The organism is Streptomyces sp. NPDC053048, assembly GCF_044547045.1.
Taxonomy (GTDB): domain Bacteria; phylum Actinomycetota; class Actinomycetes; order Streptomycetales; family Streptomycetaceae; genus Streptomyces.
Genome location: NZ_JBITZS010000007.1, coordinates 1 through 10,470 on the forward strand (window position 1 = coordinate 1; position 10,470 = coordinate 10,470).

Annotated in this window: 10 protein-coding genes; 2 read left to right on the forward strand and 8 right to left on the reverse strand. The window is 71.5% G+C overall.

The genetic code is table 11. The features are described 5' to 3' along the window. From ACIG36_RS19370 to ACIG36_RS19380, 3 genes are all read right to left on the reverse strand, one after another. On the reverse strand, positions 1–101 hold a 101-nt coding region (locus ACIG36_RS19370), incomplete at its 3' end, for a biotin carboxylase N-terminal domain-containing protein (RefSeq protein ID WP_158786612.1). An 89-nt stretch (positions 102–190) separates the two neighbouring features. Further along, entirely contained in the window at positions 191–1,051 is an 861-nt protein-coding gene (locus ACIG36_RS19375; protein WP_399928983.1) for a sensor histidine kinase, read from the reverse strand. 95 nt (positions 1,052–1,146) lie between these two features. Continuing rightward, positions 1,147–1,848 (reverse strand): ScbR family autoregulator-binding transcription factor, encoded by a 702-nt coding sequence (locus ACIG36_RS19380; protein WP_399928986.1) that lies wholly within the window; start codon positions 1,846–1,848, stop codon positions 1,147–1,149. Between the two features lie 211 nt (positions 1,849–2,059). Between ACIG36_RS19380 and ACIG36_RS19385 the strand changes: the two genes are divergently transcribed. Continuing rightward, entirely contained in the window at positions 2,060–2,815 is a 756-nt protein-coding gene (locus ACIG36_RS19385; RefSeq protein ID WP_399928989.1) for a thioesterase II family protein, read from the forward strand. A 155-nt stretch (positions 2,816–2,970) separates the two neighbouring features. After that, positions 2,971–4,554 (forward strand): aspartate aminotransferase family protein, encoded by a 1,584-nt coding sequence (locus ACIG36_RS19390; protein ID WP_399928992.1) that lies wholly within the window; start codon positions 2,971–2,973, stop codon positions 4,552–4,554. A gap of 187 nt (positions 4,555–4,741) precedes the next feature. Here ACIG36_RS19390 and ACIG36_RS19395 read toward each other — a convergent pair whose 3' ends face one another. The 5 genes from ACIG36_RS19395 to ACIG36_RS19415 all read right to left on the reverse strand — a co-directional run bounded on the left by ACIG36_RS19395 (position 4,742) and on the right by ACIG36_RS19415 (position 10,360). Further along, the gene (locus ACIG36_RS19395; protein WP_399928995.1) at positions 4,742–7,075 is read right to left on the reverse strand and encodes a BTAD domain-containing putative transcriptional regulator; all 2,334 of its coding nucleotides are present in this window, start codon (positions 7,073–7,075) and stop codon (positions 4,742–4,744) included. Positions 7,076–7,283: 208 nt separating this feature from the next. Next, complete coding sequence (locus ACIG36_RS19400) at positions 7,284–7,637, reverse strand: winged helix-turn-helix transcriptional regulator (RefSeq protein ID WP_399928998.1); 354 nt, start codon at positions 7,635–7,637, stop codon at positions 7,284–7,286. Between the two features lie 185 nt (positions 7,638–7,822). Further along, positions 7,823–8,245 carry a YybH family protein gene (locus tag ACIG36_RS19405; RefSeq protein WP_399929001.1) on the reverse strand — a complete coding sequence of 141 codons (423 nt, stop codon included), beginning with the start codon at positions 8,243–8,245 and terminating at the stop codon, positions 7,823–7,825. 138 nt (positions 8,246–8,383) lie between these two features. Then, positions 8,384–9,850 (reverse strand): flavin monoamine oxidase family protein, encoded by a 1,467-nt coding sequence (locus tag ACIG36_RS19410; RefSeq protein WP_399929004.1) that lies wholly within the window; start codon positions 9,848–9,850, stop codon positions 8,384–8,386. A gap of 129 nt (positions 9,851–9,979) precedes the next feature. Next, positions 9,980–10,360: a YybH family protein gene (locus ACIG36_RS19415; protein ID WP_399929006.1), complete on the reverse strand. Its 381-nt coding sequence runs from the start codon at positions 10,358–10,360 to the stop codon at positions 9,980–9,982. Positions 10,361–10,470: the final 110 nt, after the last annotated feature.

The window sequence follows — 10,470 nt, forward strand, 5'->3', positions numbered from 1 at the left end:
GGATCAGCGTAGACCGCCACACTGGCGATCCCCGCGTCCCGGCACGCACGAGCGACACGGACAGCGATTTCGCCACGGTTGGCGATAAGCACCTTACGCACAACAAACTCCTCAACAGGGGGGTGGATTCACAGGCACAGTTCAACGCGACCTCGCACAAGCCCGGCCACAGGCGTCCGGCAGTAGGGCGTTACGAGCGCGGCCGCAGGGGCAGGTGCAGGTCCACGCGGGTGCCGTCGACCGGAGAGCTCTCGATGGTCAGCCGGCCGCCGATGTCCTCCATGCGCTGCGCCATCGACGCCAGCCCCGCCCCTCCGGTCCCGCCGGCCTCACCGCCGGTGCCGGCCTCGCCACCGGCCGCGTCGAAGCCGCGCCCGTCGTCCTCCACCCCCGCGTGCGCCCACCAGCGCGTCGTGCGCAGCGTGACCGTGACCCGGCTCGCGTGGGCGTGCTCGAAGCAGTTGCGCAGGGCCTCGCGCACGGCGAGGAAGAGGGCGTGCCGGTGGGCGGTGGCGATGAGCTGTTCGTTGCCGGTCGCCCTGACCGTGACCTCGACGCCCGGCGGTGCGGTGCGTGTCGCGAACCGTTCGATCGCCTCGCGCAGCGGCGGCAGTTCCGTGACGGCGCGCAGCTCGCCCAGCAGTTCGCGCACGTGGGACTCGGCTTCGCGCAGCAGGTCGTGGGCGGCCGCCAGGCGGGCCGGGGCCTGCGGAGCGGCGGCGCTCTCCGTGATCAGCCGCCGGGCCGTGGCCAGCGTGCCGCCGATGTGGTCGTGCAGGTCGCGGGCCATGCGGCGGCGTTCGTCCCAGCGGCACTCGACGTGCGCGTCGCGCTCACCGGCGAGGCCGTCCCCTTCGACGTCCCCTCCGTGCGCGTCGCGACCGTCCTCCCCGGCCCACGGCAGGACCGGTGTCCGGCGCCCGGCGTCGGTCTCCGGGCGCGGGGCGCCCGCCGTGCGGGTGCCCGCCAGGCGGGCCAGGCCCTCGTGCAGGGCGCGGGCGAAGTCCTGTCCGACGGCCGAGGCCAGTACCGCCGCCCCCTCGGTCTCCATCTCTCAGCTCCTCGTGCCTCGAGGGGCCTTCGGGTGGCACGCCCCCACGGGCGACCCGCGGCCCCTCCCAGGCCCGAAAGCTAACCGGAGGGTTCCTACTGGGCACCCACCGTCGGGTAATCAGGCACTACGGGCCGGTCACTGGCCGTCTCACAGCCGGTCAGGCCGGTCAGGTACGACGTGGCGGGGGTGGTGCGGAGCGTGGACAGTTGATCCTCGACGACGAGGGCGCCGAGGAAGAGATCCCACATGCCGCTGATGCGCACGGCGAGCCGTTCGGGGCTCATGCCCCGGCAGGCGTCCGCCTCGGCGCCGGCGATGATCGCGGCCACCAGGGCCTCGGCCGAGTCGGTGGCGACGTCCGTACGCAGCAGCCGTTCGTGCCGCGCCTGGCTCAGCAGCCTCAGCGCCGCCTGGACGCACACCGAGTGGTAGTCGACGAACTGCTCCTCGTCGCTCGCGCGTTCGCGGCCGATGCGGAGGCTGGCCCGTACCGTCGGCTCCTCGCACACCCAGCGCGCCAGCAGATGGGTGACGTCGATCAGGGTCTGCACCGGGGAGCAGCCGTTGCCGTGCAGCAGCCGCGTGATGGTGTCCTCGAGCAACTCGCAGCCGGAGCGCTGAACGGCCTCGGCCAGATCGCCCTTGGACGCGAAATGGAAATACAGCGCGCCCGTGGTCACTTGGGCGCGGCGGCTGATGTCGGTCAGCTTGGCCTCGGCGTAGCCATGTTTGTCGATCTTCTCGGCGGCGGCCTCGAGCAACCTTCTGCGGGTTCGCTCCGATCTCTGCTGCATCGCCGATCAACACTCCTCCCGGCCCGGCCCACCCGGCCCTCGCTGGCTGTCCCGCGACGTCAGAATAGGCCCTGACGGGCGCCGTCAAAGGCCTGACGAAGGGGCCTGCCGGCCGCCTCGTGCGTATCTCGTCCAGTTCTCGAGCGCGCTGTCCGAAAATGCGGGCGGATACCGACCGCGACGCACGCGAGGAGAAGAAGCAGTGGGCGCAGTGGGCACTGAATGGTTCCGACGCTACGGACCGGCCTCGCAGGACGGCCCGCGGCTCATCTGCTTTCCGCACGCCGGGGGCGCGGCAAGCGCCTTCCTGGGCCTCTCGCGTGCGCTCGCCCCGGCCCTGGACGTGCTGGCCGTGCAGTATCCGGGCCGGCAGGACCGTCATCAGGAGACCCCGCTGGACGACATCGGCCGGCTGGCCGACCGGCTCGCGGAGGAGACGGCGGCGCTGACCGACCGCCCGTACGCGTTCTTCGGGCACAGCATGGGCGCCGTCCTCGCCTACGAGACCGCGCGGCGCCTGGAGCAGCGGTCGGTGCCGGGCCCGGAGCGGCTGTTCCTGTCCGGGCGCGGCGCGCCCGGCGCCCGGCCCAACCCGCACGACCAGGTGCGCACCGACGCCCATGTGCTGGCCGCGATCCGGCGTCTGGGCGGCACGACCGGCGGCGTGTTCCAGGACCCCGACCTGCTGGCCATGGTGATGCCGGCGCTGCGCGCGGACTACCGGGCGCTGAGCGGCTACGCCTGGACGCCGGGCGCGCCGCTGAGCACGCCGTTCACGGTGCTGATCGGCGACAGCGACCCGGTCGTCAGCGTGGAGGACGCCGCCGCCTGGCACGGGTTCTCCGCGGTCGCCGGCGATGTGCGGGTCTTCTCCGGCGGCCACTTCTATCTCGACCATCACACGGCGGAGCTTGCGGAGTTGATTTCCCGGACGCTCGGTGTGGCGGCGGTCGGCTCGGCGCTCTGAACGGTGGGCTCGGCGCTCTGAACGGGGGGCCGTCGCGGGTGCGGCGGCTCATTCCCGGGTCATCACTCGCCAACGCCGTTGCACAGAACGGCGGATGACCATTTCATTACTGGGCGTTTCCGGGGGATTACGCGGGCGCCCGTATGTTCGTCGCCATGAACGCTGAATCCCCTGAACTCGAACTCGCGGAACCTTACCTCCTCGAGTGGCTGGCCTCCGTCGGCCTCGACGTCGAGTACGTCCGGGCCGAGGGAAATACGCTCTACTACCTGGACGCGCAGGGCCAGGAAATTCCGGTGCTCGACTACGCGGGCGGCTACGGCTCGCTGATGCTGGGGCACAACAATCCCGAAATCGTCGAGTACGCCAAGTCGCTGCTCGACCGGGGGATCCCGGTGCACGCCCAGTTCTCCCGGCACCCCTACGCCCATCACGTCGCGGTGGCGCTGAACGAGATCCTGCACCGCGAACTGGGCGACGACGAGCCCTACTCGGCGATCTTCGCCAACACCGGGGCCGAGGCCGTCGAGGCGGCCGTCAAGCACGCCGAGCTCGACCGGGTCATGCGGATGACGGACCTCCTCTCCGCCGTCGAGGGCCGGATCGAGGCCGCGCGGGCGGCCGTCGCCGCAGGTGAGGCGACCGTGTCCGGCACCGCGTTCGACGCGCTGGGCATCGGCGAGCGGCCGGCGGGCGCGGCGGGCTTCGAGGCCCTGGCCGCGGAGATCGCCCGCCGCAACGCCGAGACCCGCTCGCGGGGCCCGGTGTTCCTGGCCCTGGAGGGCTCCTTCCACGGCAAGCTGATGGGCAGCGTCCAGCTGACCCACAACGAGGGCTACCGCGCCCCGTTCGCGACGCTGGCGGCACAGGCGCGGTTCGTGCCCCGGGACCGTCCCGAGGTCCTGAAGGAGATCGTCGAGGAGGAGCGGGCCGGGCTGTTCGACGTGGTCGTCGAGCACGGGTCCGTCGAGGTCGTCGAGCGGAACGCGCCGGTGTTCTGCGCGTTCCTGCTCGAGCCCATCCAGGGCGAGGGCGGCATCAACGTCGTCACGCGCGAGCTCGCCGCCGAGATCCAGCGGGTGTGCGCGGAGATCGACTGCCCGATCGTCGTCGACGAGGTGCAGAGCGGCATGGGCCGCAGCGGGGCGTTCCTCGCCGGCTCCCTGGTGGGCCTGCGCGGCGACTACTACGCGCTGGCCAAGAGCCTGGGCGGCGGCCTGGCCAAGGCCTCGGTGATGCTGGTGCGCCGCTCCCGCTACCGCAAGGAGTTCGAGCTGGTGCACAGCTCGACGTTCGCCAAGGACGCCTTCTCCTGCTTCATCGCCCTGAAGGTGCTGGAGCTGATGGAGGCCGACGGGGGCCGTGTCTACCGGCTGGCCGCCGAGCGGGGCGAGCGGATGAAGGCCATGTTCGAGGCGGTGCGGGCCGACTTCCCCGACGTCGTCAAGGAGTCGCGGGGGCAGGGGCTGATGCTGGGCTTCGAGTTCCGGGACCAGAGCCAGGCTGCGGATGCGGTGATTCGGGAGAATGCCGGGTTCTTCGGGTATGCGGTGGCCGGGTATCTGCTGCGGGAGCATCGGATACGGACGTTTCCTACGGCCAGTGCGGTGCATACGTTGCGGTTCGAGCCGTCGGTGTATGTGACCGATGAGGAGATCGGGCGGTTGGAGGCCGGGTTGCGGGACGTTTGCCGGGTGCTGCGGGAGCAGGACGGGGAGCGGTTGGTTTCCGTTCGGTAGGGCTTCGGGTGCGGGTGCGTGGTGGGGTTCTTTTCTCCCCCACCCCGCCCCTTCCCGTAACCGGGGGCTCCGCCCCCGGACCCCCGGTCCTCAAACGCCGGACGGGCTGAGTGGTTGCCGGGGCGAGCCGAGTGGTTCCCCGGACGAGCCGAGTGGTTGCCCGGACGAGCCGAGTGGTTGCCCGCACTCACACCGCCGCCGCCAACCCCCTCGGCTTCCTCAGCCTTCCGTACAAGTGCCGCAGTGCCCCCGACGGGGAGCCCGAGGCCAGGAGTTTGCGCATGTAGCGGCGGCGGTCGTCGGGAGCCTCGCCTACGTCGGCGAACAGGTCGCGGCGGTCGGCGGGGGCGGCGAGCATGAATTCGACCAGGTGGTCGATGGCGGCGTCGGAGAGTGGGTCGAGGCCTATGGTGCTGGCGTGTCGTTTGCCCGCGCCCCAGCCGGGGCGGCGCTGGAGCAGTTCGGGGCGGGCGGCGGCCACCACGAGCAGGGGGACCGCGCCCGCGGATTCGACCAGGCCCTCGACGCAGTCCAGCAGGGCGGCGTCCGCGCGGTGCAGGTCGTCGATGATCAGCACCAGGGGGCGTTCGGCGGCCAGGGCGACCAGGAAGCGCCGCCAGGCGTCCAGGACGCCGGCCGTGCCGGCGCCCAGCCAGGTCGCCGCCTCCGGTACGACGAGCGGGGTGAGCAGGGACAGCATCCGGTCCGTCTCCTGCTGGTCGCCCGTGATGCGGGCGACGGCTGCGACCAGCTTGGCGCGGGCGTCGTCCGCCGCCTCGCCGGGCAGGATGCCGCAGGCGGCCGCCAGGATCTCGCTCTGCACGGCGAGGGCGTTGTCGTCGAGGAACGAGGGGGTGCGGCCGATCAGGAAGCGCGGCGGTTCGCTCTTCTCCGCGAAGGTGCGCTCGAACTCCATGACGAAGCGGGTCTTGCCGATGCCCGGGTCGCCGAGGACGGTCACCAGGTGGGGCGTCGAGCGGTGCCGGGTGCGGCCGAGCAGGCCGTGCAGGACGTCCAGTTCGCAGTCGCGGTCGACGATCGGCACGGCGTGCTCGCCGGGGTATTCGCGGCGGATGCCGCGCACCTCCCAGCCGGTGGCGGGGTCGCCGACCGGGGAGAGGGCGAGCGCGGCCTCGGTGGCCTGCCGGGTCGCCGCGCAGACCCGGATCTCGCCGCCGGGCACCCGGGACAGCAGCAGCTGGCCGGTGTGCAGCAGGGTGCCGATGACGGTGGGCGGGGTGTCGGGGTCCTCGGGGCGGTAGCGGACGATGGCCTCGCCGGTGACGACCGCCGCGCGGACGGCGGGGCGGTGGGCGGGGCGGACGGTGGCGTACGCGGTCGAGCCGAGCGCCGCCCGGATGGCCATGCTCGCGTGGACCGCGCGTTCCGCCGCGTCCTCCTGTCCGCTGCACATGCCGAAGACGACCAGGGAGACCGGGCCGATGGAGGCCACCACGGTGCCGCCGAAGTACTCGGCCTTCTCCTGGATGGCCGAGGCCACGCCTTCCAGGGCGGTGTCCGCCTTCTCGGTGGCGGCGGCCGGCACGTCGTCCTGGTCGAACAGCTCGGTGGCGATGAGGGCGACGCTGACCTGGGTGCGCTCGGCGACGGTCGCCCAGGTCCGCTGCCCGGCGACCGGCGCGGGGGCCGCGGGCGCGGGCGCGGGGGTGGCGGGTGCCGGGGCGAGCGCCGGGACCGGGGCCGGCGGGGCGGGTGCCGCGGCCGGCTCGGGGGCGGTGCGGCCGTCGGCCGACCGCACCGTGTACGGGGCCGGGCCGGCCGGCGGCAGCGTCAGGGAGGGGTCGTGGGTGAGGATGGCGTGCTGGAGGCTGCGCAGGGAGCGGCCCGGCTCGAGGCCGAGGTCCTCCACGAGGGTGGAGCGCACCTTGTCGTAGGCGGCCAGCGCGTCGGCCTGCCGGCCGCAGCGGTAGAGGGCGAGCATCAGCTGCCCGCAGGAGCGCTCCCGCAGCGACTCGGTGGCGACCATGGTCTCCAGGTCGCCGAGGACGGCCTGGTGGCGGCCGCAGGCCAGTTCGGCCTCGAAGTAGTCCTCCATGGCGTCGAGCCGGGCCTTCTCCACCGCGGCCAGTTCCGGCCAGGCGATGCCGGTCTCCACCAGGTCGGCGAGCGCGGGGCCCTGCCAGAGGGTGAGGGCCTCGCGCAGCAGGGCGGCGGCGTCCTCCGGAGCGCCGGAGGCGAGCCGGGAGCGGCCCCGCTCGACCTGGCGCTGGAAGCGGTGGAGGTCGACCTCCTCGGGGTCGACGCGCAGGATGTAGCCGGGGGCCTGGGTGAGCAGCGCCGGGGCGGAGCCGTCGCCCGTCGAGAGCACGCCGCGCAGTCCCCAGACCGCGTTCTGCAGGATCTTCCGGGCCGAGGTGGGTGCCTCGTCGACGGCCCACAGGGCCTTCAGCAGCTGGCTGGTGGCCACCACCCGGTTGGCCTGCAGCAGCAGGAAGCCCAGGGTGGCGCGCTGCTTGATGCCGCCCAGGGCCACGGCCCGGTCCGCGTCGAGGACTTCCAAAGGACCCAGCATTCGAAACCGCATCGCTCACCCAAGTTCGTATGGCAAACCCACTGAAGCGGTGGAAACGGTAACGAGTGGATCTCGGAGGCTCCTCGGGGTGCTCTGGGAGACCTCTCGGGGTGCTGTCGGGGTCCGGTCGAGGCGCCCTTGGGGCGCTCTCGAGGATCCCTCGAGGAGGGCCGGTGATCCGCCCGGACCGGCGGGCTCAGCCCGAGGGGCGCAGCATGCGCAGCTCGTGCTCCTCGCCCCAGGCGGCGAGCGGGCGAAGACTCTCGTGCAGGGTGATACCCAGTTCGGTCAGCGAATATTGCACGGCCCTGGGTACGGTCTGGGGGCAGACGTCGCGGTTGACCACGCCGTCGAGCTCCATCTCGCGCAGCTGCTGGCTGAGCACCTTCTCGCTGACGCCCGGGATGGCGCGCCGGAGCTCGCCGAACCGCAGGGGGCGGCGGCGCAGTTCGGTAAGGATGATCGGCTTCCACTTGCCGCCGATGACGTGCAGGGCCGTCACCAGCCCACCGGTGAACGAATGCAACGTCTGCAACGACTGGTGTGCCATGCCCACTCCCCTACCCCCGCCACGACCGCGATCGACCGAGCCTGATGACCAATCAGGGCGACCATACCGCATAAACGGTATGTTTCTCCTGGTCAGGGGGCGGGGGACGGGGTGGTGCACGGCGAAGAGCCCTCGCCGCCGGGCGGGGGAACCCGGCGACGAGGGCTGGCGTGCGCCCGGGGCCGTTACTCGGCCACCAGGCCGTTCTTGGCGACGGGGCGGTCGATGGCCATCAGCCAGCGGCCGTCCTCGTTGCGGGTCAGGACGTCGGTGCAGACGCCCTCCAGGCGCAGCGGGGCGCCCTCGGCGTCGACGGTGTCGATGGCGTACTCGACGCCGATCAGCGCCACGTCGCCGGCCACGTAGGAGTGGGTGACCTTGGCCTCGAGCTTGGGCTTGGTCGCCAGGAACTCCTTGAAGAACTTCAGGCGGGCCTCGCCGGTCAGCGGCTCGCCGGAGAAGTTCGACACCGAGTCCTCGCGGTAGAGGCTGTCGAACCACTCGCCCTTACCGGAGTTGAAGACCTGGAGGAAGATCTCGTTCTGGGTCCAGGTGTCGTCGGTGAGGTCCGGGTTGCTGGGGTCGAAGTCGACGGTGAGGTTCGTCATGGCGGACTGTCCCACTTTCTTTGAGTCACGGGTCGTGGAGCATGGGTCATGGGGTCATGAGCGGGTGGCGGGCGCTCGGGCCCGCCACCCGTCACGGCGCTGCGGGGCCGGATTGCGGGGTGTGCGGGAAGTCCCGGCTCACATCTCGCCGTTGGCCAGCTGGGCGGCGCGCATGCCCGACTCGATGGCGCCGTCGATGAAGCCGCTCCAGCCGTTGGCGATGTCGCCGCTGGCGAAGGTGATGCGGGGGGTGGCCTGGTTGAGGATGTCCGGGTACAGCGTGGTCAGCTGGCCCGGCTTGCGGAAGGTCCAGCCGCCGCGGGAGAACTCGTCGGTGCCCCAGTTGTGCGCCCGGATGCCGATGATGTCCAGGTCGGCGCCGATCTTCCGGATCTCGTCCCTGACCTGGGTCTTGTTGGTCGGGTCGACCGTCGGGTCGACGCTGAAGGCGATGTAGAGCTGGCCCTCGGCGGTCTTCTTGTTGGGGATGAGCAGAGGGATCTTCGAGCCGCCCTCGGCGCCCTGGGCGACGACCCGGTCCGAGCCGCGCGCGTGGATCCACAGCTTGAGGGCGTTCTTCACCGACAGGCCCTGGGAGGCGGCCGCGGTGTGGACGGCCGGCAGGCCCGGCGACCACTTGATCGTGCTCCAGGAGTTGACCGGCATCGCCACGATCACGCCCTTGGCGCTGTAGGTCTTGCCGGCGCGCGTGGTCACCCGCGCCCACCTGCCGTCGTCGGTGATCGCCGAGACCGGGTTGTTGAGCATCAGCGTCGGCTTGGCCTCGTTGAGCATGGCCGAGATCATTCCGCCGGTGCCCGTCTTCAGCCGGTGGTAGGTGGTCTCGCCCCAGCCCTGGATGCTGTAGCCGGACAGTGCCCACCAGTGGGCGAACATCGTCAGGGCGCCCATGGAGCTCGTGCCGCCCGAGTAGATGGCCGTCTGGCCGTTGATCATCAGCTCGTCGGCGAGCGGCAGCTTGATCTCGTTGAGCTTGTCGCGCAGCGAGAGCTTGTCGATCTGCTGGAGCAGGTCCATCCGGGTGGTCGGCGCGTAGGGCTGCGGGAAGTAGTCCCGGGCGCCCGCGAAGAGCTTGTCGAAGGCGGCGCCCATGCGCGCGTTCGCCTCGTCCGCGGTGAAGGCCTTGGGGCCGTCCGGGGTCGGCATCATCATGCGCGAGGGCGCGTCGTCGTCCTCGAGCAGGAGGTTGTAACGCTTCAGCTCCCGGCCGATGTTGGGCTGGGTGGCCTCGACCCAGGTGCCGCCGACCTCGATCTGCTGGCCGGCGTAGGTGTCCGTCCACGTGCGGCCGCCGATCCGGCCCCGGGCCTCCAGGATCAGCACGCGCTTGCCGCGCGCCCGCAGTTCGCGCGCCGCCGTGACACCCGCGAAGCCCGCGCCCACCACGATGAAGTCCCAGGGGACGTCCTCGGCGCCCTCGGACCCCTCGGCCCAGGCCGGGACCGACAGGGTGCTCGCCGCAGTGGCGGCCAGCGCGGTCGCTCCGGCCGCCTTGAGGACCGTACGACGGGAAACATGACGGCGGCCGGCACCGGAAACGGCAGGCCCACCGGTGACGTCGTTCTCGAAGCTTTCGGTGTTCACAGTACTGCTTTCCCCCTGGGCGAATACGGACTGGACATCCGTGATCGGCGGTCGGAAGTGGACGGGAGGGAGTGCGGGCCGGCTCACGGCCGGACGGCCGCGAGCCAAACGGGAACCGGCAGTTTCGCTTTACTCGGCCTGGCCGTACGGGTCGTCGATGGCGTAGCGCCAGTGACCGTCGGTGCCCAGGCGCAGGACGTCCACACCGATGCCCTTCAGGTGCTCGGGCTTGCCCTCGTCGTCGACCGTGTCGATGGTCCAGTCGACGATGAGCAGCGCGGTGTCGCCGGTCACGAAGGACTGCCGGGGCACGGCCGTCATCTTCGGGCCCTTGGCAAGGAATTCCTTCACCGCGTCCTTGCGGGCCTGGCCGGTCAGCGGCTGGCCGGGCTCCCAGACCGCCACGGCCTCGTCGGTGTAGAAGGCGTTGACCGCGTCCGCGTCACCGGCGTTGAACGCCTCGACATACAGCGCGGTGTGCTTTTCGACGTCATTCGTGAGCTGTGCCATGACAGGACTGCACCCACTTTCATTTGGGGTAAGTGACCGGGAAATCGCGCTTGGACACTAACCGCACACTTCCAACCAAACGCTCACCGCGAGGTAATGACCGGCTCACC